We start from the raw sequence: 22903 nt of genomic DNA on the forward strand, positions 1-22903 counted from the left end.
CCGTCTTCGAACCGCCACGGCTACGCGGCGAGAGCCGCGTGGAACGGCTTCGGCGAAGGCTGGGGCGACGGGCTCGGAGTCGGGGTCGGCTTGGCCGTTTCCGGCTCCTGGTAACCAGTGGTCCCGCCGTTCTCACCGCTGAACATCCGGTGGAGCGCGCTCGCGAGGCCGTTCCCCTTGATGACCGCGGTGATCTGCTTTCCGCCGATGGGCGCGAACCTCTCCGGCAGCCCGGCGATGTTGAGCCTCTGTCCGACTTTGAGGCCTTGGGCAAGGACCTTGTTCGTCAAGCCCACGCTGAGGCCGTTGAGGAAGTTGTGCCCGATACCGTCGAGCCCTCGGAGGGAAGCCTCACCCCAGGTACCGGCCTTACCGAAGGCCTTGAGCTTGGCCAGGCCCTTGAGTTTGGACACGGCCTTGAAACCCTTGAGCGCGCCGAGCCCCGGGAGGACTCCGAGGAAGTCCGTTCCCAGCTTCAGCCAGTTGACCTTCCCACCACGCACCGTCATGTCGTACGCGTGACCGGCCAGGGCCGCCGCGCTGGTGAGCACCGCGAGGGTGGCGAAGATGGGCACCAGGAACTGCAGCGGCGGGATGAACGCACAGATGACCGCGAGGACGGAGAGGATCGCGGAGATGTTGGAGAACGTGTCCGCCCAGTCGGCGAGCCAGTTCATGAATCCGCCCGGGTCACGCACCGCGTCGTGGTGGACCACATCCTTGATACGGCGGGCGGCACGGTCTCCGGCGTCGTCGAAGATGTCCCTGGCGTCCTTGACTTCCTTACGCGCCTGGCCGATGCGGTGCAGCGCGTCGTCGCGCTTCCTCTCCCAGCGCTCGTACTCGGGCTTGTCCGCCTCGGGTATCTGGCTGACGAGGTATTTGTCCGTGAACTTCTTCACTTCCCGGTCGGCCAGATCGTGATCGGACTTGGCCTCACGGTAATCCGCCAAGGCCTTGTCGGCCTTCTTCTGAGACCGCTGCAACTCTCCGGCGAATTCCTTTGATTCACCTTCGGCCACCTTGGTACCCACGGCCTTGGACGCCTCGTCGTACCGTTCGAACGCCTTCTTCAACCGGTCACCGGCACCGTCCGCGATCTCGTTGAAGGCCCGGCCGGCGTCACTGTCCCAGCCCTCCACCGAGGACAGCGCCTTGATGACCCGTGCCTGCTCGTCGATCATGTCGGCCATCTGCCGCAACTTACGCCCGAGGGCCGCGACTTCGTCAGGATCCCCCGGAGTGGGATCCTCGTCCCACAGCGGCGGCCAGTCACCGGATCGCCTGCTCACTTCTTGCCCTTCCCCGTGTTATCGGCAATTGCCTTGGCCAACTCATGGTCGATCTCTTCGTACTTCTGGGCCGCGGCTCCGGTGTACTCGGCCAGCTTCTTCAGTTCCTTCGACAGTGTCTTCCGCGTCTTCTTCCACGTGGTACTGAACTCGTCGAAGGCGTCTTTCAGGCCACCATGCCCCAGTTCGTCCTCGTAACCGTCCGCAGGGTTCCCGTGCTGATCAAACTCATTGTGGAGCTTGCCCAGCGTCCGAGAGCACCCCTTGATCATGTCGAGGTCGTACCTGATTCTGTCCGCCATTGAAAAAATCCCCCATCATGGACATGAGACACTGCCGCGAGACTTCCTTCGGCAAACGACTTGGAAGGTGGAACGGATTTGTCCACGAGCACCGACCGCACCGTACGGGACCGACTCGGCGTATCGCCCGACGCAGCAGCCTGGTGCACGATCGGCAAGATCCCCGAGCCGCCCGCCGAAGCACACAGGGCAGCAGGATCCGGGCCGTTGCGTCCTGCCTCCATACGACCGCTCGGCATGCTCGGCGTCGCTCTGGGATCGCCCCTGCTGTTCATCGGCAAGCTGCTGAGTCTCCTCGGCGCCGGTGAGGAGGCCCTCAAGCGCATGCTGTCGACCACAGGGGAACAGGAGCGCCACCGCGCCGCGAAACTCGACGAGAAGCGGCGGGACCAGGCCGTCGTCGAACTCGGTCTCGACAAGACCTTCGACGGTGACTGGAACGGGGCCGCCGGCCGCTTCCTCCTGCAGTGGTACAGCCATTCCTCCCACCACCAACGCCTGGTCGCCCTTGCCGGGGACCGCATCCTGCTGGCCGCTCCGCCCACACGCGTGTCCATCCGCCGGGACGCACTCATGCAGGTCGTCGCCGAGATTCCGGCCGGGGACGCCACCCTCGCCGACCCCCTCCCCGCGTTCGAGAACGACCGGCTGCTCCTGCGCTTCAAGGACGGTTCGTGGCTCACGCTCACGACCGAGGAGTGGCGCAGCGAGCTGCACACCTACCTGATGCGTCATCCGCAGCCGGGCGAGACCCAGGCCACCGAGGCCTGACAGCCGGGTGCGACGGAGCACTTGACGCACTCCGTCGCACCCAGTCGTTCAAAGACCCCGGACTTTACTAACCCTTGGCCTGCTTCGCCAGCTGGTCGTCCAGCTGCTCGTACGCTTCCTTGGCCTTCTTCAGGAAGTCCGAGAGCCCGTGCAGGCCCTGGATCGTCTTCGTCGCGCCCTTCGTGAAGTCCTTCATGGAGTCGTCGTACGCTCCCGAGGCCTTCTGGGTGGTGAAGCCCTCCTCCACCAGTGCCGAGACACGCTTCTCGATGTTCTTGATCTTGTCCTCGAGCTCGTGCATGTCCTTGATCAGGTCGCCGGCGACCTTCTCCATCTCGGCATAAGTAAGGTCCGTGTCTTTGCCCTTGCCCATGTCGGCATCCCTCCCGTTGTGTTGTGGCCGCCCCAGGGCTCGCCCCCGTGGCTTGCTCCGATGGATCGGCCGGTCCTGACCCGGCCGTCCCATGAGCAAAGATCCTACGGGTGGGAGGCACGTGGCCGCAGGGGCCTCGTGCGAGGGAATCGTGAACCGGCGCAATCCCGTTGCGCCCGGGAAAGCCCGTCCGGCTAAGGTCACACCGAATGTGCCGGGCCTGCGAGGAGGACGAACGTGCGCCTGAGTCTGACCGTCGTCGACCCGGTCGGCGGTGCCACCGCCGACGTCGTGCTCGACGCGGATCCCGAGTCGACGGTCGGTGACGTGGCCCGGGAGCTGGCCCGGCAGGTCGGTCTGGGCTACCCGGACCACGGCGAGGTCGCCCAGGTCATACCCATCGGAACACCGAGGGGTGCCGCGGCCGTCCAGGCGAGCGGTCCGCTCGCCTACGTCGACGGCTACGCCCTCGACGCCGCCGCCACCGTCGTCGGCTCGCCGCTGCGCGACGGCGTGGTCGTCAGCCTGCACGACCCCGCCGGGTGTCTGCTCGGCGAGCCCACCGGCATCGTCGAGTTCCGGGTCGCGGGCGGTCCCGCCGCCGGCGCCGTGCACCGCCTCGGTGTCGGGCGGTACGACATCGGTACCGGCCCCGCCTGCCACATCCGTGTCGAGGACCCGGAGCTGTCCGCCCGCGCCGCCACCCTCACCATCGCCATCGACGGCACCTGCAAAGTCCAGACGCACGGCGACGGCGCCCGGCTGGACGGGGAGGAGTTCGGGGGCGAGGGCGACTGGCCGCTCGGTTCCCAGCTCGCCCTCGGCAACACCCTGCTGGAGATCACCGGGTACGCGCCGCCCAACGCCGCCCTCAAGTGGTCCGACGACGGTGCCGGGCTCGACTACAACCGGCCCCCGCGGCTGCGCCCCGCCGAGCACCAGACGCACTTCTCGCTCCCGAACCCGCCCGGCGACTACGAGGCCCGTCCGCTGCCCTGGCTGATGGCGGTGCTGCCGCTCGTCGGTGCCGTGGTCTCGGTGTTCATGTTCCACCGCTGGTACTACCTGATCATGGCCGTGATGAGCCCGATCATGCTCTTCGGCAACTACTTCATGGACAAGAAGCACGGGCGCAAGTCCCATGCCAAGCAGCTGAAGGAGTACAAGGAGCACAAGGGCCGGATCGAGGAGGACGCGCAGGACGCCCTGAAGACCGAACGCAGCGACCGGCGGGCCGCCGTGCCCGACCCCGCCGCCGTGCTGACGTACGGCACGGGGCCACGCACCCGGCTCTGGGAGCGGCGCCGCACCGACGCCGACCATCTGCTGATCCGCTTCGGCACCGGGCGCGTCCCCTCCGAGGTCGAACTCGACGACCCCGAGCAGGACGAGCACAAGCGCAAGGTCCGCTGGTACATCGAGGACGCCCCGGTCGCCCTGTCGCTGCGCGACCTCGGGGTCATCGGCGTCGCCGGGCCCGGTGACGCGGCCCACGCGATGGGGCGTTGGGCGGTCGCCCAGACCGCCGTCCTGCACAGCCCGATGGACGTGCAGTTCTACGTCCTCACCGACAACGACGCCGGCACCCGCTGGGACTGGGTGCGCTGGCTGCCGCACTCCCGTCCCGGCGGCGGCCAGGACGTGAACGTGCTCATCGGCACCGACTCCGAGACCGTCGCCGCCCGCGTCGGCGAGCTCACCCAGCTCCTCGACGGCCGGCAGAAGGCCCTCCAGCAGGGCGGGCGCAGCAAGATTGACGGGCCCGCCTTCTCGGATCCGGACATCGTGATCGTGTGGGACGGGTCGCGGCGGCTGCGGTCCATGCCGGGTGTGGTGCGGCTGCTGAAGGAAGGGCCGGGGGTGGCCCTGCGCTCCATCTGTCTCGACGAGGAGGAGCGGTTCCTGCCTGGCGAGTGCCAGGGCGTCGTCGTCGCCGAGCCGGTGGCGGCCAAGGACGCCCCCGCGACGGCCGTGGCGCAGCAGGCGGCCGGCGGCTTCCCCTCCTTCCAGGCCTGGCACCCGCAGGCCCAGCAGGACCGGCAGGGTGCGGAACAGGCCCCGCAGGAGCTGGAGTTGCGGCTGCGGGTCGAGCAGAGCGGGGCGCTGCGCAAGCGCGAGGTACGGCCCGACTTCGTCTCCCCCGCCTGGTGCGCCCGGCTCGCCCGCTCCCTGTCGCCGCTGCGTGACATCAGCGGGGAGTCCGAGGACTCGGCGCTGCCCGCCGCCAGCCGGCTCCTCGACGTGCTCCAGCTGGAGCCGCCCAGCCGGGACGCGATCGCCGCGCGGTGGCGGATGGGCGGCCAGTCGACGATGGCGGTCATCGGGGAGTCGTACGACGGCCCGTTCGGCATCGACCTGCGGCGCGACGGGCCGCACGGACTCATCGCCGGTACGACCGGTTCCGGCAAGTCCGAGCTGCTGCAGACCATCGTGGCCGCGCTGGCGGTGGCGAACACGCCGGAGAACATGACCTTCGTGCTCGTCGACTACAAGGGCGGCTCGGCGTTCAAGGACTGTGTGAAGCTGCCGCACACCGTCGGTATGGTCACCGACCTCGACGCCCATCTCGTGGAGCGGGCCCTCGAATCCCTGGGCGCCGAGCTGAAGCGCCGCGAGCACATCCTCGCCGCCGCCGACGCCAAGGACATCGAGGACTACCAGGACCTGGTGCGGAGGGATCCGTCCCGGCCGCCGGTCCCCCGGCTCCTCATCGTCATCGACGAGTTCGCGTCCATGGTGCGGGACCTTCCCGACTTCGTCGCGGGGCTGGTCAACATCGCCCAGCGTGGCCGGTCCCTCGGGATCCATCTGCTGCTGGCCACCCAGCGGCCGTCCGGTGTGGTGTCCCCCGAGATCCGCGCCAACACCAACCTGCGGATCGCGCTGCGCGTGACCGACGCCGGTGAGTCGACGGACGTCATCGACGCGCCCGACGCCGGGCACATCGCGAAGAGCACGCCGGGACGGGCGTACGTCCGGCTCGGGCACGCCTCGCTGATCCCCTTCCAGTCGGGCCGGGTCGGCGGCCGGCGCCCCGGGGCGGCCGACCCCGCGACCCTCGCGCCCTGGGCCGGGGCGCTGTCCTGGCAGGACCTCGGGCGGGCCGCGCTGCGCAAGCCCAAGTCCGAGGCCAAGGAGGACGACGAGATCACGGACCTGAAGGTGCTGGTGGACGCCGTGCGCGAGGCCAACACCGCGCTCGCCATCCCGGCCCAGCACTCGCCGTGGCTGCCCGCCCTGGACGACATGCTGCTGCTCGACGACGTGCCGGCCGTACCGGCGCAGGGCACGCTGCCCGCCGCCCCCTACGGTGTCGAGGACCTGCCCGCCGACCAGGCCCGCCGTGCGGTCGCCGTCGACTTCGCGAGCTTCGGGCACCTGATCATCGCCGGTGCCCCGCGCACCGGACGCTCCCAGGTGCTGCGCACCATCGCGGGGTCGCTGGCCCGCACCAACTCCTGTGCGGACGTGCACCTGTACGGCATCGACTGCGGCAACGGCGCGCTCAACGCGCTGACCCGGCTGCCGCACTGCGGTGCGGTCGTCGGCCGTAACCAGACCGAGCGCGTCGAGCGGCTGATGTCCCGGCTCTCCGGTGAGCTGAGCCGTCGTCAGGAGCTGCTGGCCGACGCGGGGTTCGCGGACATCGGCGAGCAGCGGGCCGCCGTGCCGGAGGCGGAGCGGCTGCCGCACATCGTGCTGCTCCTGGACCGCTGGGAGGGCTGGCTGCCCACCCTCGGCGAGCTGAACCACGGTGATCTCACCGACCAGATCATGGTGATGATGCGGGAGGGCGCGAGCGTCGGTATCCATCTCGTGCTCACCGGTGACCGGCAGATCCTGGCCGGCCGGATCTCCTCCCTCACGGAGGACAAGTACGGTCTGCGGCTCGCCGACCGCGCCGACTTCTCGATGCTGGACATCAACTCCCGCAAGGTTCCCGAGGAGATCCCGCCCGGCCGCGCCTTCCGCAGCGAGACGGCCGCCGAGACGCAGTTCGCGCTGCTGTCCGCGGACACCTCCGGTCAGGGGCAGGCCGCCGCGATCGTCGCGATCGGCGAGGCGGCGGCGGCCCGGGACGCCCAGGTGCCGCGCTCCCGGCGCCCGTTCCGGGTGGACGTGCTGCCCAGCCGGATCTCCTTCGAGGACGCCTGGGCGATGCGGGATCCGGCGGTGGCGGCCGCACCGCTGTGGGCCCTGGTGGGCGTCGGCGGCGACGAACTCACGGCCTTCGGGCCGGACCTGGCGCAGGGCGTGCCCGCGTTCGTGATCGGCGGTCCCGCCAAGTCGGGCCGTTCCACGACCCTGTTGGGCTTTGCCCGCTCCTACCTGGCGGGCGGCGTGCGGATCGTCGTCGCGGCGCCCCGGATGTCCCCGTTGCGCGAACTCGAAGGCCAGGAAGGCGTGTTGAAGGTCTTCACCGGGCGGGACATCGAGGAGGACGAGCTGACCGAGGTCATCGCGTCGGCGTCGCCGGCCGAGCCGATCGTGGTCCTGGTCGACGACGCCGAGGTGCTGGACGACTGCGACGCCGAGGACGTCTTCAAGCGGATCGTGGAGAGCGGCGTCGAGGAGGGGCTCGCCGTGGTCATCGCCGGTGACGAGGACGAGATCTGCGACGGCTTCTCCGGCTGGCAGGTCGACGCCAAGAAGGCCCGCCGGGGCATCCTGCTCTCCCCGCAGGAGTCCGGCTCGGGCGAGCTGATCGGCGTCCGGACGACCCGCGCGATGGTCGGCGGCCCGATCCAGCCCGGCCGGGGCATGCTGCACCTGGGCAGCGGTGAGCACGTCACGGTGACCACCCCGCAGTAGTCGTGGTCGTGAGGCGGGGGCTCAGTCCCCCGTCTTCGACATCACCGCCACCGGGTTCCCCTCCGCCGAGCTGTCGGACGTGTAGATCAGCTCGCCGTGGCTGGGGGTCAGGTACACCGTGGTGGGGTCGGGGTCGCAGCCGTCGTGGTTGCCCTCGACGCCCTTCGACGTCGCGACGAGCTTCTCGGCGGTCACCGAGTTCAGGGTGAGTACGTCCGTACAGACCCCGCCCAGCTGGTCGGTCTGGCGCAGCCGGCCCAGCTCCCGGCCGACCTTGGCCTGCTGGACGGTGACCCGGAAGGTGCCGATGGGCAGATTGCCGTCCAGGGCGGTGGCCGAACCCTCCCAGGTGCCCAGGTAGGCGGCCGGGACCGGTCCGCCGCCCGACGAGGACGCCGAGGACGAGGAGGACGCCGAGGGTGATGTGCCGGTGGCGCTGCTGTCGTTGTTCGGTCCGCCGCCGTCGTCGCCGAGGTAGGGCTTCAGCAGGAATCCCGCCCCGACGGTCACCACCGCCAGCGCCCCGGCCACGGCGAGCGCGACCGTACAGCTGACCCGGCGCCCGCGCCCGCCCTCCCCCGCCGGTACGGCGGTCGCGGCGACGCTCACCGAGACCTTCCCCGGGGGTACGCCCGGGGGCACGGCGTCACGCGGCTCGGGTACGACCGCGGGCGGCACCGTCGGCGGTGGCCCGAACGCCCCCACCGCGGGAACGCCGGCAGAAACACCCGGAGAAGCGCCGGCAGAAACACCCGTGGAAGCGCCGGCAGAGGCACCCGTGGAAGCGCCCCCGGACGCGTCGACCGAAGGCGTGCTGAAGTCCACCGGCCCGGACGCCGGTACCGCCGCTCCCGGCCCCGTCACCTCCAGGTTCAGCACCTCCACCGCGCTCCGGCTGACCCGCTCCACCAGCGCCCCCGGCAGCCACCCGCCGGTCACCAGCCGCGCGGCCCCCTCCGGAGCCAGCCGCCGGGCCACCTCCGCGGGGGCCGGCCGCGCCCCCGCCTCCTTCACCAGGCAGGCCTCGGCGACCTCCCGCAGCTCTCCGCTCAGCGCGCCGAGTTCGGGCTCCTCGTGGACGACCTTGTAGAGGAGAGCGGCCGAGGAGTCCCCGGGGAAGGGCGGCCGGCCGTTCGCCGCATACGCCAGCACCGCGCCGAGCGAGAAGACGTCCGCGGCGCCGGTGACGCCCTTGCCGAGGATCTGCTCGGGGGACATGTATCCCGGTGAGCCGATCGAGACGCCCGACGACGTCAGCGAGGCCGTGCCGTCCGTGGCCCGCGCGATGCCGAAGTCGATGAGCAGCGGGCCGTCGAGGGTCAGCAGTACGTTCGACGGCTTCACGTCCCGGTGCACCAGGCCCAGTTCGTGCACGGCGGCCAGCGCCTCCGCGAGGCCGGCACCCAGCGCCCGTACCGAATGCGCGGGCAGCGGGCCGCCGTCCACGACGGCGGCGGCCAGGGACGGGCCCGCCGCGTAGGCCGTGGCGACCCAGGGCACCGGCGCGTCCGGGTCGGCGTCCAGGACGGGTGCCGTCCAGGCGCCGCCGACCCGCCGGGCGGCCGCCACCTCGCGGCGGAAGCGGGCCCGGAACTCCTCGTCCAGGGCGAAGTGCGGGTGCACGATCTTCACGGCGACGGTCCGGCCGCCGGCCGAACGGCCCAGATAGACGCGGCCCATGCCGCCGGCACCGAGCCGGCCGAGCAGCCGGTACGGCCCGACAGTCGTAGGTTCGTCACCCGCCAGCGGCTGCATGCCCCCACCCCCCAGTAAGTCCGGGCAGCAGCCTATTGCCTGTCAGGCCCCCAGAAGATCGACCTTCACATCCGCCGCGAAACCGGTCGTCGGCCCGACCCGGCGGGCGAACTCCGCCACCGCCGCCAGCTGCGGTGCGCCGAAGCTGAAGTCGAGGGTGGTGAAGTACTGGGCCAGGGTCGCCTCGTCGAAGGCCTCCCAGCGGGCGGCCTGTTCGGCGACCTTGGCGACCTCCTCCAGGGAGAGGTTGCGGGAGTCGAGGAAGGCGCCGTGCACCTCGCGGGTGATGTGCGGCTCACGCTCCAGGTAGTCCCGGCGCGCCGCCCACACCGCGAAGACGAACGGCAGGCCCGTCCACTCCTTCCACAGCGTGCCGAGGTCGTGCACCTGGAGGCCGAAGCGCGGGGCGTCCAGCAGGTTGGCGCGCAGGGCGGCGTCGCCGATGAGCACCGCCGCCTCCGCGTCCTGCATCATCAGGCTGAGATCGGGCGGGCAGGTGTAGTAGTCGGGCTGGACGCCGTAGCGGTCGGCGAGCAGCAGCTGGGCCAGGCGGACCGAGGTGCGCGAGGTCGAACCGAGGGCGACCCGGCGGCCGTCCAGCTGGTCCAGCGGGACCTGCGAGACGATCACGCAGGACATCACCGGGCCGTCGCAGCCGACGGCGATGTCCGGGAAGGCGACCAGGTCGTCGGCGTTGCGCAGGAACTCGACGAGGGTGATGGGCCCGATGTCGAGGTCGCCGCGCACCAGCTGCTCGCTGAGCTTCTCAGGGGTGTCCTTGGTCAGCTCGAAGTCGAGGAGGGTGCCGGTTCTCGCGAGCCCCCAGTAGAGGGGCAGGCAGTTCAGGAACTGGATGTGGCCGACGCGCGGCCGGGTGCGAGAATTGTCCACATCGCGAGACTAGACCCCATGAGGTACGGTGCTGAGACCGCCCCTGCCGTCGGCACCGAAGCCACCCCGGGCGTCAACCCACTTGCGAGGCCTTTCAAACGTCCGGGTGACGTGATCTTGGCCTCTGTTGCTTTCGGCTGCCCACATGCTAGGCTCGCCGCAAGTTGCAGTTTGGTTTCCCTTGCAGTACAGAGCCTGCGGAGCATGTAACCGCAGGCTCTCGTCGTTTTCAGACGTATGCAGTTGTGCGGCACTTAGTTTGTTTTCACACTTGCAGGTTCTGGAGCAGGGCGACCCTTTGGGCCCAAGGAGGGCTTATGGCTACCGGAACCGTTAAGTGGTTCAACGCCGAAAAGGGCTTTGGCTTCATTGCCCAAGAGGGCGGCGGCCCGGACGTCTTCGTTCACTACTCCGCGATCAACGCGAGCGGCTTCCGCTCGCTCGAGGAGAACCAGCAGGTGAGCTTCGACGTCACGCAGGGTCCGAAGGGCCCGCAGGCGGAGAACGTCACCCCCGTCTGATCTCACTGATCCAGACACCCGAAGTCTGATCTCAGACTGAGTGCAGTACCCAAGGAGCCCCGCGCCTTCCGGCGACGGGGCTCCTGCCTTTTCCCGCCGACCCGAATGCGCCGCGTCAGGCATACGCATGCGCATACGGCGCCGGACACCGTCACTTCCGCAGAAATGCGGAACATCCCCGCGACGCGTCAGAAATCCCCCGGGTTCAATTCGACGCCCTTCCCGCGTGACCCGGCGGTCACCTGCCTACCCCTTACGACGTAATGCCCTCCCCGCCCCGATCACCCGAACGCCGGACACCGACGGCTCCGCCGGGTCGGCCGGGCCGGCCGGTGGCCACGCGCCGCGGGCGAACCGGGCCGTTGTCGGCGGCGGCCGTCCGTCGTCCGTAGGGACCGTTGTCGGCGGCCGTCCGTCGTCCGTAGGGGCCGTTGTCGGTCGCGGCCGTCGTCCGTAGGGACCGTTGTCGGTGGCGACCGTCGTCCGTAGGGGCCGTTGTCAGTGGCGGCCGTTAGGGTCCGCGGGCATGACTGCCGACTTCCTTGCCGCCACCCGCACCTTCTACGACACGGTCGCCGAGGACTACGCCGACCACTTCCGCGCGGACCTCGCCGACCGGCCGCTGGAGCGGGCCCTGTTGGCCGCGTTCGCCGAGCTGGTCGGCGAGGGCGGGGAGGTGGCCGACCTGGGCTGCGGGCCGGGCCGGGTCACCGCCCGGCTGGCGGGCCTAGGGCTGTCGGTCTTCGGGCTCGACCTGTCGGAGTCGATGCTGGCCATCGCCCGCCGGGAGAACCCCGGCCTCCGCTTCGTACCGGGCTCGATGCTGGAACTGGCGGTCGGGGACGGGGCGCTGGACGGGGTGGTGTGCTGGTACTCGTCCATCCACACGCCCGATGACCGGCTGCCGGCGCTGTTCGGGGAGTTCCGGAGGGTGCTGCGGCCGGGGGGCCGGCTGCTGCTCGCGTTCCAGGTGGGGGACGTGGCACGGCGGCATGAGGATCCGTGGGGGCATCCGGTGGCGCTGGACTTCGAGCGGCGACGGCCGGAGGAGATGGCACACCTGCTGACGGAGGCCGGCTTCACGCTCCACTCCAGGACGGTACGGGAGGCCGACACCGCCCTCGCCGAAACGAGCCCGCAGGCCTTCCTGTTCGCGCAGGCCGGTAAAAAATGAGAAGACTTCCCATTCTGTTACGGTTGCCGCGTGGGGCTCAGGGAGAAAAAGGCGCAGAAGATCCGGGCCGCGATCTACGACGCCATGATCGCGCTCGCCGAGCGGGACGGCTACGAGGCGGCCACCCTGGAGCAGGTCGCCGAGCGGGCCGAGGTGGCGGTCTCCACGGTCTACCGGTACTTCGCGAACAAGGACGCCATCCTCCTCGACCCGGTCGAGCGCAGCATCGGCGCGCTCGCCGGGCAGCTCCGGGCCCGGCCCGAGGGCGAGGACGTCGCCGTCTCGCTGGGCTGGACCGCGCGCGCCGTTCTCGACCTGGGCCCGGAGGAACTGGCCCGGATCCGCCGGCTGCGGGCGCAGCTGGACCGTGCGCCCGGGCCGCGGGCGCGGCTGTGGGACCTGGTGAACCGGGAGCGGCTGCTGCTGGAGGACGCGATCGCCGAGCGCAGCGGCCGGGACCAGCTGTGGAACGCGGCCGCCGCACACCTCACGCTCATGATCGTCGGCATGGCGCACGACCATGCGCGCGACAGCCTCGACGAGACGGCGCCCGCCGACTACGCCGACCGGATCATCAGGATGCTGCACGAGGGCACCGCGGCACCGATCCCGGTGCTCGCGGGGCGGGCGGGGTAGGGCCGCGCATGGCCGACGAAACGATCGACGTGGTGATCGCCGACGACCAGGAGCTGGTGCGGGCCGGTTTCGAGATGATCCTCGACGCCCAGCCGGGCATCCGGGTCGTGGGCGTGGCCCGCGACGGCGTCGAGTGCGTGGAGCTGGCCCGGCGGCTGAAGCCCGACGTCGTGCTGGTCGACGTCCGGATGCCCCGGCTGGACGGGCTGGAGGTCACCCGGACGCTGACGGGCGAACGCAACGGCGGCCACGGCCCGAACGTCGTCGTCATCACCACCTTCGACCAGGACGACTACGTACGCGACGCGCTGCGGTTCGGCGCCTGCGGGTTCCTGCTGAAGGACGCCTCGCCCGCGCTGCTGGTGGAGGCGGTACGGGCGGCGGCGCGCGGGGACGCCCTGGTCGCGCCGGCCGTCACCGTCCGGCTGCTGCGGGAACTGCGCGCGGGCTCCGGCCCGGGAGCCGGCCCGGACACGGCCGGGCTGAGTACCCGGGAGACGGAGATCATGCGGCTGGTGGCGGTGGGCCGTACCAACCAGGAGATCGGCGAGGCGCTGTTCCTGTCGCTGTCGTCGGTGAAGACCTATCTGGCCCGGATCCAGTCCAAGACCGGCGCCCGTAACCGGGTGGAGGTCGCGGCCTGGGCCTGGGAGCACGGCGTGGTCACCTCGCGGCACCACTGAGCGGGCTCATCCCGGCAGGCCGGGCGGCGGGTCCGCCGGGGAGCGGGGCACGCTGGCGCGGACCTCCCACTGGGCGGGGTCGACGGCCCCGGCCCAGAACTCGCCGTCGAGCGCCTCGATGCGCTCCCGCAGCCCGATCAGCCCGAGCCCGCTCTGCCCGCCCGCCGGATTGCCGGTACGGCGGTGGCCCAGGCTGTTGGTGACCGTGACATGGAGCCAGTCCCGGTCGGCGTCCAGCCGTACGACGACCCGCTCGCCCGGGGCGTGGCGGTGCACGTTGGTGAGGGCCTCCTGGACCACCCGGTACACGGAGGTCTCGACCTCGGGGCTGAACCTGCTGGTCCGGGCCGCCGCGCCGGCCTCGAACCGGGCGGCGGGGGCGTCGGGGCGGCGCCCGGAGAAGTCGGTGACGAGGTCGCCGAGGCCGGAGAGCAGGTCGGCGGGGCGCAGGGCCTGGTGGTTGTCCTCGCGCAGGACGCGGACCAGGCGCCGCATCGACTCCAGGGTCTCCGTCCCGGACCGGGCGATCGCCTCCAGGGCCGGATCGACCTTCTCGGGCGCCGTCGCGTGCACGGTCCGGGCCGCGTTGGCCTGCACGATGATCCCCGTCATGTGATGGGCGATGAGGTCGTGCAGGTCACGGGCGAGGGCGAGCCGCTCGGCGTACCGGACGTCCTGGACGGCACGCTGTCTGCGGGTCTCCATGGCGCGCAGGAAGCAGCCGATGAGGACCGCCAGGGAGAGCGCGACCGTCAGCACGTACTGCCCGGCCACCAAAGTGGCCACCGTACGGCCGCGCAGCGGCAGCATCAGCACGGCGGCGACCAGGGCGGCGACGGTCCATGCCGTGGTGCGGTCGGACTCCGTCTCGGCGAGCACCCGGACGATCAGGAACAGCAGCGCGAGGGTCTCCAGGAGGCCCCAGTTCGCCACTCTCCCCGACACGGACAGGAAGACGCAGGTCAGCACGGCGGACATGGCGGCAACACCCACCGCGCGGACCGTGAGCGAGGGCGACCGGCGGGTGTCGGGCAGCGCCAGCACGGCCAGCGGGCCGGTGACGAACACCGGCAGCCAGCGGGCGGGCGCGCTCGCCCCGCCCGGCTGGTACAGCGCGACGAGGTCGACCACCCAGGTCAGGGCGAGGGCCAGCACGGCGGCGCCGGTGAGGAGCCGTCGTACCAGCGGCGAGAACGGAAGCTTCCAGTCCACGCTCTCCAGCGTAGGAAACCTGCCGGATCAGGTGGTGTCGGCCGGATGACCGACACGGCGGAGCAGACCCCGGACGAACGGCCGACACGGCGGCGGTGCCGGTCGGCACAGCATGGAGACCGGGCACAGGCGGTCCCCGGCGCCGGTGCCCTTCCCTCGCCCGCCGACGACGACGGGCCGCCCGGAGCACCGCCCCGTGCCCGCCGCCCGTGGGCACCGCCGCCCGTCAGGGCGGTCGCCTCAAGGGGCTTCGCACGGCCCCCGCCCCCTCACGTCCATTCACGTCCTGACATTCGGAGTCTGTCTTCCTCATGGCTACATTCCTGCACCGGATCGGCCGGGGTGCCTTCACACGCCGCTGGCTGGTCCTGCTGCTCTGGGCGGTCGTGCTGGGCGTCGCGGGCGCCGCGGCGGCCAACAGCACCGGCAGCGGCAACTCGAACATCACCCTGCCCGGCATCGAGGCACAGAAGGCGTACGACCTGCTCGGCAAGAAGTTCCCCGCCGCCAACGCCTCGGGCGCGAGCGCCCGGGTCGTGCTGCGGGCGCCCGGCGGGGAGAAGCTGACCGGCAGCGCCCCCAAGGCCGAGGTCCGCGCGCTGCTGAAGGACCTGCGGGACTCCTCCCCGCGCGTCGCCTCGGTCACCGACCCCTTCACCGCCAAGACCGTCAGCGCCGACCGCACCACCGGATACGCCCAGGTCACCTACAAGGCCAAGTCCACCGAACTCACCGACGCGGACCACCGGCACCTCGACGACGCCCTCGACGCGGCCCGTGCCAAGGGGCTGACCGTCGAGGCATCCGGCGACGCGCTGGCGGCCGCCGAGTCCAGCAGTTCCTCCGAGGCGATCGGCTTCGTGCTGGCCGCGGTGATCCTGGTCATGACCTTCGGCTCGCTGGCCGCGGCCGGCATGCCGCTGCTGACGGCCCTGATCGGCGTCGGTATCACGATCAGCTCCCTGACCGCGCTGACCAGCGCCCTCGACCTCAACAGCAGCACCTCGGCGCTGGCGACCATGCTCGGCATCGCGGTGGGCATCGACTACGCGCTGTTCATCGTCTCCCGCTACCGCTCCGAACGGGCCGCCGGACACGACGCCCGGGAGGCGGCCGCCCGGGCGAACGGCACGGCCGGCTCCGCCGTGGTCTTCGCCGGGCTGACCGTCGTCATCGCCCTGGTCGGCCTGGCCGTGGTGAACCTGCCGATCCTCACGGCCATGGGCCTGGCCGCCGCCGGTGCGGTCGTCATCGCCGTCCTGGTCGCCGTCACCCTGGTCCCGGCGCTGCTCGCCCTCGCCCCCGAACGCGTCCTCGGCCGCGCCGCCCGCAAGCCGCGGACGGTCACGAAGACGCCCCTCGGCGAACGCTGGGCGGTCTTCATCCTGCGCCGCCCCTGGAAGGTGCTGCTCGTCGCGGCCGCCGGTCTGATCCTGATCGCCCTGCCCGCCACCAAGCTCCAGCTGGGCCTGCCCGACGACGGTTCCAAGCCCCCCGCCACCACCGAGCGCAAGGCCTACGACATGCTCGCCGAGTCGTTCGGCCCCGGCTTCAACGGCCCGCTCACGGTCGTCGTCAGCGACTCCGACCCGGCGACGGCGAAGAAGGCCGTCGGTGAACTCACCGGCACCATGGGCGGGGCGAAGGACGTGATCGCGGTCGCCCCGGCCGTCTACAACCCGGCCGGCGACACGGCGATCATCACCGTCGTCCCGAAGAGCTCCCCCTCCAGCGAGGCGACCAAGGACCTCGTCCACACCCTCCGCGACCAGACCGCGGACGCCCGTGCCGCCACCGGTGCCGAAGCCCTGGTGACCGGCACGACCGCCCTGAACATCGACATCGCCGCGAAGTTCGCCAACGCGATCGTCCCCTACATGCTGCTCGTCGTCGGCCTGGCCTTCCTGGTCCTCATCCTCGTCTTCCGCTCCCTGCTGGTACCGCTCAAGGCGGCCCTCGGCTTCCTGCTGTCCGTCCTGGCCGCCTTCGGCGCGATGGTCGCGGTCTTCCAGTGGGGCTGGTTCAAGGACCTGTTCGGGCTGCAGACCACCGGCCCCATCATGAGCCTCGTCCCCATCCTCACGGTCGGCATCGTCTTCGGCCTCGCCATGGACTACCAGGTCTTCCTGGTCACCCGGATCCGCGAGGCCTACGTCCACGGGGCCGGTCCGCGCGAGGCGATCGTCGAGGGCTTCCGGCACAGCGCCAAGGTGGTCACCGCGGCCGCGCTGATCATGACGTTCGTCTTCGGCGGCTTCATCGGCGGTGACGACGCCATGATCAAGTCGCTGGGTCTGGGCCTGGCCGCGGCGGTCGTCTTCGACGCGTTCGTGGTCCGCATGACGATCGTCCCGGCGGTCCTCGCCCTCCTCGGCCGCCGCGCCTGGTCCCTGCCGGGCTGGATCGACCGCCGCCTGCCGCACGTCGACATCGAGGGCGAGCGCCTGTCCCGCACCACCGCCGCGGACCGTGAAGCCGCGGACAGCGAGGCCGGGTTCACCAGCGTCGGCTGAGCCCACCGATGCGCCCGCACCCGGGGTGCGGGCGCATCACCACACCAGAACCACAGCCTGCACGCCGCACGCCGCGGCCTGCGGCCTGCGGTCGACGTCCTGCGCTCCACGGACTGCGGACTGCACGCCGCGCTCCACGGGCTGCGGACTGCGGACTGCGCTCCACGGACAGCGCTCCGCGGACCGCGCTCCGCGGACCTCCGACAACGGAAACCCGCACGAATCCGTCCCGAGGGGGAGACGCCCATGCGTAAAGGTCCCGTCCTGCTGGCCCTTGTGGTCGTCCTCGGTCTGCTGGCCCTGTCCCAGCACGCGCGGCAGCAGACGGCCGAGCTTCCGGACTTGCGTGGCCTGACCCTGCGCCAGGCCCAACTGGCGGCCCGGGACGCGGGGTTCCGTCAGCTCGCTGGTACGGACGCGTTCGGCCGGCACCGTGTCCCCGTGCTGGGCTCGAACTGGCGGGTCTGTTCACAGCAGCCCCCGCCGGCCCGCCACAGCCTCACCACGCCGGTCACCGTACGCGTCGTGAAGACGGGCGAGGCGTGCCCGAGGAGACCCTGAGCGCTCCGCCGGCTACCTCTCCTTCGCGTAGAGGCTCTCGATCTCCGTCGCGAAGTCCTTCATGACCGCCTCCCGGCGGAGCTTCATCGAGGGGGTCAGATGCCCGGCCTCCTCGGTGAAGTCGACGGGGAGCATCGTGAAGCGGCGGATGGACTCGGGGCGGGAGACCAGCTTGTTGGCCTCGTCGACGGCCCGTTGCAGGATCGCCTGCAACTCCAGGTCGTCCAGCAGGAGTTCCGGCGGTACCGGGTGCTTGCCGTTCATCTGGCGCCAGTGGGTGAGGCCGTCCCGGTCGAGGGTGATCAGCGCGCTGACGTACGGCAGTCCGTCGCCGACCAGCATCACCTGGGAGATCAGCGGGTGGGAGCGGAGCCAGTTCTCCAGCGGGGCGGGGGCCACCGACTTGCCGCCGGCCGTGATCAGCATCTCCTTCTTGCGGCCGGTGATGGTGAGGTAGCCCTCGTCGTCGAGTTCGCCGAGGTCGCCGGTGGCGAGCCAGCCGTCCCGGGTCGCCGGAACGACCCCGCCGGCCTGCGGGTCCCAGTAGCCGCGCAGGACGTGCTCGCCGGCGACCAGGATCTCGCCGTCGGCGGCGATCCGGACCTTGGTGCCGGGCATCGGCCAGCCGACCGTGCCCAGCCGGGGTTTGAGCGGCGGGGTGACGGTGGAGGCGGCGGTGGTCTCGGTCAGGCCGTAGCCCTCGTAGACCTCGATGCCGGCGCCGGCGTAGAACGCGGCGAGCCGGCGGCCCAGCGGGGAGCCGCCGCAGATGATGTGGCGGACCCGGCCGCCCATGGCGGTGCGGATACGGCGGTAGACCAGCGGGTCGTAGAAGGCGCGGGCGGTCCTCAGGGCGCGGCCGGGGCCGCTGCCGGTGCCGGTCTGGCTGGCCTCCAGGGCCTCCCCGTACCGCTGGGCGACCCCGGTGGCCCGGTCGAAGACCGCGACCCGGCCGCCCGCCTCCGCCTTCGCCCGGGCGGTGTTGAAGACCTTCTCCAGCATGTACGGGATGGTGAGCAGGCAGGTCGGCTTGAAGGCGGCGAGGTCCGGGAGCAGGTCCTCGGCCTTGAGGCTGGGGGCGTGGCCGAGGCGGACCCCGGCACGGATGCAGGCGATCGCCACCATCCGCCCGAAGACATGGGACATGGGCAGGAAGAGGAGGATGGAGACCTCCTCGTCGTTGCGGGCCTTGAAGATCGGGTAGAGGAGTTCGATCGCGTTGTCGACCTCGGCGAAGAAGTTGCCGTGCGAGAGGGCGCAGCCCTTGGGGCGGCCGGTGGTGCCCGAGGTGTAGATGAGGGTGGCGAGCGTGTCGGGGCCCAGCATGCCCCGCCGTACGGCCACTTCGGGGTCCTGGACATGCTCGCCCGCCTCCGCGAGCCGGTCCACGTGCGCCTTCTCCATCACCCACAGATGGCGCAGGTCGGGCAGCCGGTCCAGTTCGGGGCCGAGCGCGGCGGCCTGTGCGGAGGTCTCGGTGACCAGGGCGACGGCGCCGGAGTCGTGCAGGATCCAGCGGGTCTGGAAGACCGACGAGGTCGGGTAGACCGGGACGGTCACCAGGCCGGCCGCCCAGGCGCCGAAGTCGAGGAGCGTCCACTCGTACGTGGTCCGGGCCATGACGGCGATCCGGTCGCCCGGCATCAGCCCTTCCGCTATCAGCCCTTTGGCCACCGCCAGCACCTGCGCGGCGAACTGGGCGGCCGTCACCTGCTCCCACCGGCCCTCGCCCGCGGCCGGCTTGCGGCTGAGCACGATCGCGCCGGGCTCGGCCTCCGCGTTCTCGAACGGCAGGTCGGCGAGGGAGCCGTGCCGCACCGGCGGAGCGAACGGCGGTACGGAGGCCTCCCGCACCACCCCGTCCAGCCGCTGGACGAGGGGTTCGATCAGGATCGGCTTCCCGTCGTAGTCCGTGGCCTGGATCGCGGCACCCGTGGAGACGGGGGCGGCGTTCTGGAAAGAGGAAGTGGACACGGGGCGGCTCCTCGGGCGTGCAGCGGGTGAACTGCTTGCTGCATGTCGTACGCGCCTCGCGCACCGAGGCGTTCACCGGGGCCGGGCCTCAGAAAGGGGTTACCGGCGGTTAGGACTGGAGATCGTACGGGGCCGCTGTGGTGGGGTTGTGGGGTTTCGGGGATGGTCCGGGGCCGGGCCTGTGCAATCCCGGAGGTTACGTGAGGACCTCTCACATTAGGCCCCACTTCCGGACCTTGACAGCTGTGACATAGACTTACCTTGGGTAACCTTACTCCAGAGTCAGCAGTTGGGCGATCCGGGGGGACGGACATGACGGACCGCTGTTGTCGTCCGCGCCGACGGCCGCAGGAAGGGCGGGCGCGGTGATCGTCCTCAGCGGCCCGCCCGCCCTCGGACCCCTGCTCGCGCGTGGCGCGCTGCGGTCGCCCTTCAAGAGGCCGGCCGCCGACGCCCCCTTCCCCCGTACCCGCCTGGTGCTCCCCGCCCTCCGCGCCGACGTCGGCAGGCTCGCCGCCTACGAACGCGTCTGCGGTTTCGCCACCGGCGACGACGGGCTGCCCGTCACCTACCCGCACGTCCTCGGGTTTCCGCTGGCCATGCGGCTCATGAGCGCGCGGGACTTTCCGCTGCCGTTGCTGGGCCTGGTGCACACCTCGGTCGAGATCGAGCGGTATGCCGGGCTGCCCGGTGCGGGGACGTACGAACTCTCCGTCCACATCGAGAAGCTGAGCCCCCATCGGCGCGGCACCGAGGCCACCGTCGTCACCGAGGCGCGCGCCGGCGAGGACGTCGTATGGGCGTCGCGGAGCAGGTATCTGGCGCGGCACCGGACCCCGGCGGTGCGCGGCGGCACGCCCCAGGAGGGTCAAGAGAGCCAAGAGAACCGGGAGCATCGGGAGCACCCGGAGCCGCTGCCGGTCGTCGAGGAGTGGAAGATCGCCGGGGATGTCGGCCGGCGGTACGGCGCCGTCTCCGGGGACCGCAACCCCATCCACCTCCACCCGCTCACCGCGAGGCTCTTCGGCTTCCCCCGGGCCGTCGCGCACGGCATGTGGACCGTGGCCCGCTGTCTCGCCGCGCACGGGGTGCCCGAACGCGCCCGGGTGGAGGCGGAGTTCCGGGCGCCGGTGCTGCTGCCGGGGACGGTCACCTACGCGGCGCAGGGGGGACGGTTCGAGTTGCGCGGCGCGGCGGGGCGGGTGCACGTGGCGGGCGGTGTCCGGCCGTACGACGGCTGATCATTCCCCCGGGGCTGTGCAAAGAATGTGTTTCGCCTTTCTGTGCGACGGCTGTAGGCGGGCCGCAAACCCGCAGCTGGAAGGGGCGGGCATCACGTTTCCCACAGGAAATCCTCACCCTGCCCAAGGCTCCTGGCAGGCTTTCCTCATATTTCACAAAGGGAGCATTCCTAGCCTCTGCTCACTTCCCTGATCCTTTGCACGAAGGGCACTGAGCATGCCTTCCAGACGCGTCGCCGTACTCGCGGACTCGGACACCCGTTGGAAATGGGGTGCGTCGGTGGCCCGGCAGATCGCCCCCGGCCACGCGCTCGACGCGTACTTCCTGCGGAGCCGGTCCACCCCGACCGAGCGGCAGCTCGCCGAGATCGGCATCGTGCCCGACACCCGGCGCGAGGTGCCCGCGGCCCGGCTGGTCGACGACGAGGAGCTGGCGAACGCCGACATCGTCGTGCTGGCGGTCGCCGGCGGCACCGTCCTGGCGCTCGCCCACAGCCTGGGGCTCGCCTGGGCGGGCCGGGAACACCGGCCGGTCACGGTCAGCGGGTACGTCGGCGTGGTCTACGAGAAGATGGTCGACGGCCTCATGACCCGGGCCGGCACGGACATCGTGCTCGCCAACTCCGGCCATGACGCCGAGCACTTCCGGTCCGTCTTCGCGAGCGTCGGCGTCGACCCCGACTCGGTGGTCGAGTGCGCGCTGCCCTTCCTCGGCGGGGATCCCTACCGGCCCGCCCCCGACCGGCCGTTCACCGTCACCTTCGCGGTCCAGCCCTCCGTGCCCAAGGACCGCGGCGCACGGCTCACGCTCCTCGAACGCGCCGCCGCGCACGCGCGCCGGTATCCCGAGCGGCAGGTGCTGATCAAGCTGCGCAGTCTGCCCGGCGAGCAGACCACCCACGTCGAGTCCGCCCCGTACCAGCTGCTCGTCGACTCCCTCGCCGAACCCGCCCCCGAGAACCTCCAGCTGGTCTACGGCAACATGGGCGAGGTGCTGGACCGCACCGACCTGCTGGTCACGGTGAGTTCGACGGCCGCCATGGAGTCGATGCACCGGCGGATCCCCACCGCGATCCTCACCGACTTCGGCGTCCGTGAGGCCCACGGCAACCACTACTTCGTGCACTCCGGCTGCCTCGCCTCCTGGGACGACATCGACGCGGGGGCGCTTCCGCAGCCCGCCCCGGACTGGGCGGCGGCGCACGGCATCGGCAAGAGCGACCCGTACGCGGCGGCCCGTGCCCGCGTCGCCGCGCTGCGGGCCGCCGGTCCGCTGACGCCGCTGCGCCCGTACTACACCCCGGGGACCGCCGGCACCTACCTCGGCTCGATCCTCCGGCACAACGGGTTCGACGAGCAGGGCCGCCCGCTGCCCGTGCCGCTGGGCGCCGGCGGCCGGGGACGCGTGCGGCGGGTGGTGCGGAAGGTGGCCCGGCGGGGCGCCAAGCGGCTGTACCGCGTGGGCTATCAGCGGCTCGCGCCCGCCCTGCGCCGCTGGGGCGCCGTGTGAGGACCGGCGTCCGCCGGCCCGGCCGGGTCCGGCGGCGTCGGCACCCAGGGGTGCCCGTCCATCAGGTTGCCGAGGCCCGCCCACGCGAAGTTCATCAGGGTCGTCGCCGCCTCTCGCGCGGTGACACCGGGAGTGACGTTCGCCCAGGCGGCGAGGGACTCGGCGGCACCGACCAGGGCCTCGGCGAGCCCCGCCACCTCACGCTCGGGCAGGTCGGGATCGCGGCGCGCCTCGCGGGCGGCGACCACGATGAGCTGGGTCACGAACTCCACGATCTCCGTGCGCATCGCGGCGACCTCGGAGGCGAACCGCTCGCCGTGTGTTCGCGCCTGCAGATGCAACACCGACCAGCCGTCGGGGTGTTCGGCGGTGTGCGCGAAGAACGCCTGCAGCCCGTCCCAGAGTTGGCGGTCGGCGGGCAGGTCCCGCTGCACGCCGGTGCGGACCGCCTCGGTCAGCGCCGCCGCCTCACGGCGGATGCACGCCGTGAACAGGTCGTCCTTGGAGTTGAGGTACAGATACACCAACGGCTTGGAGACACCGGCGAGTTCGGCGATCTCGTCCATCGACGCGGCCATGTAGCCGCGCTGCCCGAAGGTCCGCACGGCGGCGTCCAGCATCTGCTGCTCCCGGACCGCCCGCGGCATGCGCTTGGTCTTCACGGCACCCATGAGGCAAAGCC

18 protein-coding genes are annotated in these 22903 nt (G+C 71.4%); 10 read left to right on the forward strand and 8 right to left on the reverse strand.

Going from position 1 to position 22903, the window contains the following annotated elements; genetic code table 11:
* Window positions 1-20: 20 nt before the first annotated feature.
* Window positions 21-1292: a putative T7SS-secreted protein gene (locus tag ACFWXC_RS24890; protein WP_384482048.1), complete on the reverse strand. Its 1272-nt coding sequence runs from the start codon at window positions 1290-1292 to the stop codon at window positions 21-23.
* On the reverse strand, window positions 1289-1594 hold the full coding sequence (locus ACFWXC_RS24895; protein ID WP_365794984.1) for a hypothetical protein: 306 nt from the start codon (window positions 1592-1594) through the stop codon (window positions 1289-1291). Before ACFWXC_RS24895 ends, ACFWXC_RS24890 begins: the two co-directional genes overlap by 4 nt.
* 78 nt (window positions 1595-1672) lie before the next feature.
* Between ACFWXC_RS24895 and ACFWXC_RS24900 the strand changes: the two genes are divergently transcribed.
* Window positions 1673-2365: a hypothetical protein gene (locus tag ACFWXC_RS24900; protein WP_384482050.1), complete on the forward strand. Its 693-nt coding sequence runs from the start codon at window positions 1673-1675 to the stop codon at window positions 2363-2365.
* 67 nt (window positions 2366-2432) lie between these two features.
* Here ACFWXC_RS24900 and ACFWXC_RS24905 read toward each other — a convergent pair whose 3' ends face one another.
* Entirely contained in the window at window positions 2433-2738 is a 306-nt protein-coding gene (locus tag ACFWXC_RS24905) for a WXG100 family type VII secretion target (RefSeq protein WP_351317920.1), read from the reverse strand.
* A gap of 237 nt (window positions 2739-2975) precedes the next feature.
* Here ACFWXC_RS24905 and ACFWXC_RS24910 point away from each other — a divergent pair, with 237 nt between their 5' ends.
* Window positions 2976-7550: an FtsK/SpoIIIE domain-containing protein gene (locus ACFWXC_RS24910; RefSeq protein ID WP_384482052.1), complete on the forward strand. Its 4575-nt coding sequence runs from the start codon at window positions 2976-2978 to the stop codon at window positions 7548-7550.
* A 21-nt stretch (window positions 7551-7571) separates the two neighbouring features.
* Here ACFWXC_RS24910 and ACFWXC_RS24915 read toward each other — a convergent pair whose 3' ends face one another.
* Window positions 7572-9305 (reverse strand): serine/threonine-protein kinase, encoded by a 1734-nt coding sequence (locus ACFWXC_RS24915; RefSeq protein WP_384482054.1) that lies wholly within the window; start codon window positions 9303-9305, stop codon window positions 7572-7574.
* Between the two features lie 42 nt (window positions 9306-9347).
* A complete protein-coding gene (locus tag ACFWXC_RS24920) occupies window positions 9348-10196 on the reverse strand; it encodes a menaquinone biosynthetic enzyme MqnA/MqnD family protein (RefSeq protein WP_384482056.1) in 849 nt (282 codons plus the stop codon).
* A 317-nt stretch (window positions 10197-10513) separates the two neighbouring features.
* Here ACFWXC_RS24920 and ACFWXC_RS24925 point away from each other — a divergent pair, with 317 nt between their 5' ends.
* The 4 genes from ACFWXC_RS24925 to ACFWXC_RS24940 all read left to right on the forward strand — a co-directional run bounded on the left by ACFWXC_RS24925 (window position 10514) and on the right by ACFWXC_RS24940 (window position 13210).
* Window positions 10514-10717 carry a cold-shock protein gene (locus ACFWXC_RS24925; RefSeq protein WP_003992177.1) on the forward strand — a complete coding sequence of 68 codons (204 nt, stop codon included), beginning with the start codon at window positions 10514-10516 and terminating at the stop codon, window positions 10715-10717.
* Window positions 10718-11243: 526 nt separating this feature from the next.
* Window positions 11244-11891: a class I SAM-dependent DNA methyltransferase gene (locus ACFWXC_RS24930; protein WP_384482057.1), complete on the forward strand. Its 648-nt coding sequence runs from the start codon at window positions 11244-11246 to the stop codon at window positions 11889-11891.
* 30 nt (window positions 11892-11921) lie between these two features.
* On the forward strand, window positions 11922-12527 hold the full coding sequence (locus tag ACFWXC_RS24935) for a TetR/AcrR family transcriptional regulator (protein WP_384482059.1): 606 nt from the start codon (window positions 11922-11924) through the stop codon (window positions 12525-12527).
* 8 nt (window positions 12528-12535) lie between these two features.
* Window positions 12536-13210, forward strand: a complete 675-nt coding sequence (locus ACFWXC_RS24940) for a response regulator (protein WP_384482061.1) — start codon at window positions 12536-12538, stop codon at window positions 13208-13210.
* Between the two features lie 6 nt (window positions 13211-13216).
* On the opposite strand, the gene ACFWXC_RS24945 is transcribed toward ACFWXC_RS24940, so the two are convergent.
* Window positions 13217-14422 (reverse strand): sensor histidine kinase, encoded by a 1206-nt coding sequence (locus ACFWXC_RS24945; protein ID WP_384482063.1) that lies wholly within the window; start codon window positions 14420-14422, stop codon window positions 13217-13219.
* Window positions 14423-14733: 311 nt separating this feature from the next.
* Between ACFWXC_RS24945 and ACFWXC_RS24950 the strand changes: the two genes are divergently transcribed.
* Both ACFWXC_RS24950 and ACFWXC_RS24955 read left to right on the forward strand, forming a co-directional pair.
* A complete protein-coding gene (locus ACFWXC_RS24950) occupies window positions 14734-16935 on the forward strand; it encodes an MMPL family transporter (protein WP_384482065.1) in 2202 nt (733 codons plus the stop codon).
* A gap of 246 nt (window positions 16936-17181) precedes the next feature.
* Window positions 17182-17496, forward strand: coding sequence for a PASTA domain-containing protein (locus ACFWXC_RS24955; RefSeq protein WP_384482067.1), 315 nt, complete (start codon window positions 17182-17184; stop codon window positions 17494-17496).
* Between the two features lie 12 nt (window positions 17497-17508).
* Here ACFWXC_RS24955 and ACFWXC_RS24960 read toward each other — a convergent pair whose 3' ends face one another.
* Window positions 17509-19419, reverse strand: a complete 1911-nt coding sequence (locus ACFWXC_RS24960; RefSeq protein ID WP_384482135.1) for an AMP-dependent synthetase/ligase — start codon at window positions 19417-19419, stop codon at window positions 17509-17511.
* A 416-nt stretch (window positions 19420-19835) separates the two neighbouring features.
* On the opposite strand from ACFWXC_RS24960, the gene ACFWXC_RS24965 reads away from it, so the two are divergent.
* Together ACFWXC_RS24965 and ACFWXC_RS24970 are read left to right on the forward strand one after the other, a co-directional pair.
* Window positions 19836-20711: a MaoC family dehydratase gene (locus ACFWXC_RS24965; RefSeq protein WP_384482069.1), complete on the forward strand. Its 876-nt coding sequence runs from the start codon at window positions 19836-19838 to the stop codon at window positions 20709-20711.
* A gap of 217 nt (window positions 20712-20928) precedes the next feature.
* Window positions 20929-22221 (forward strand): DUF6716 putative glycosyltransferase, encoded by a 1293-nt coding sequence (locus ACFWXC_RS24970; RefSeq protein WP_384482071.1) that lies wholly within the window; start codon window positions 20929-20931, stop codon window positions 22219-22221.
* On the opposite strand, the gene ACFWXC_RS24975 is transcribed toward ACFWXC_RS24970, so the two are convergent.
* Window positions 22179-22892, reverse strand: a complete 714-nt coding sequence (locus ACFWXC_RS24975; protein WP_384482073.1) for a TetR/AcrR family transcriptional regulator — start codon at window positions 22890-22892, stop codon at window positions 22179-22181. The two genes, ACFWXC_RS24970 and ACFWXC_RS24975, sit on opposite strands and share 43 nt — an antisense overlap.
* Window positions 22893-22903 lie beyond the last annotated feature (11 nt).

Source organism: Streptomyces sp. NPDC058683 (assembly GCF_042716195.1).
Classification (GTDB): domain Bacteria; phylum Actinomycetota; class Actinomycetes; order Streptomycetales; family Streptomycetaceae; genus Streptomyces.

Excerpts from the sequence above, each read along its gene's own strand:
- ACFWXC_RS24895 (WP_365794984.1), bottom strand. The coding sequence starts at position 1,594 with ATGGCGGACAGAATCAGGTACGACCTCGACATGATCAAGGGGTGCTCT.
- ACFWXC_RS24975 (WP_384482073.1), bottom strand. The coding sequence starts at position 22,892 with ATGGGTGCCGTGAAGACCAAGCGCATGCCGCGGGCGGTCCGGGAGCAG.
- ACFWXC_RS24950 (WP_384482065.1), top strand. The coding sequence starts at position 14,734 with ATGGCTACATTCCTGCACCGGATCGGCCGGGGTGCCTTCACACGCCGC.
- ACFWXC_RS24925 (WP_003992177.1), top strand. The coding sequence starts at position 10,514 with ATGGCTACCGGAACCGTTAAGTGGTTCAACGCCGAAAAGGGCTTTGGC.
- ACFWXC_RS24930 (WP_384482057.1), top strand. The coding sequence starts at position 11,244 with ATGACTGCCGACTTCCTTGCCGCCACCCGCACCTTCTACGACACGGTC.
- ACFWXC_RS24905 (WP_351317920.1), bottom strand. The coding sequence starts at position 2,738 with ATGGGCAAGGGCAAAGACACGGACCTTACTTATGCCGAGATGGAGAAG.
- ACFWXC_RS24915 (WP_384482054.1), bottom strand. The coding sequence starts at position 9,305 with ATGCAGCCGCTGGCGGGTGACGAACCTACGACTGTCGGGCCGTACCGG.
- ACFWXC_RS24940 (WP_384482061.1), top strand. The coding sequence starts at position 12,536 with ATGGCCGACGAAACGATCGACGTGGTGATCGCCGACGACCAGGAGCTG.
- ACFWXC_RS24955 (WP_384482067.1), top strand. The coding sequence starts at position 17,182 with ATGCGTAAAGGTCCCGTCCTGCTGGCCCTTGTGGTCGTCCTCGGTCTG.
- ACFWXC_RS24970 (WP_384482071.1), top strand. The coding sequence starts at position 20,929 with ATGCCTTCCAGACGCGTCGCCGTACTCGCGGACTCGGACACCCGTTGG.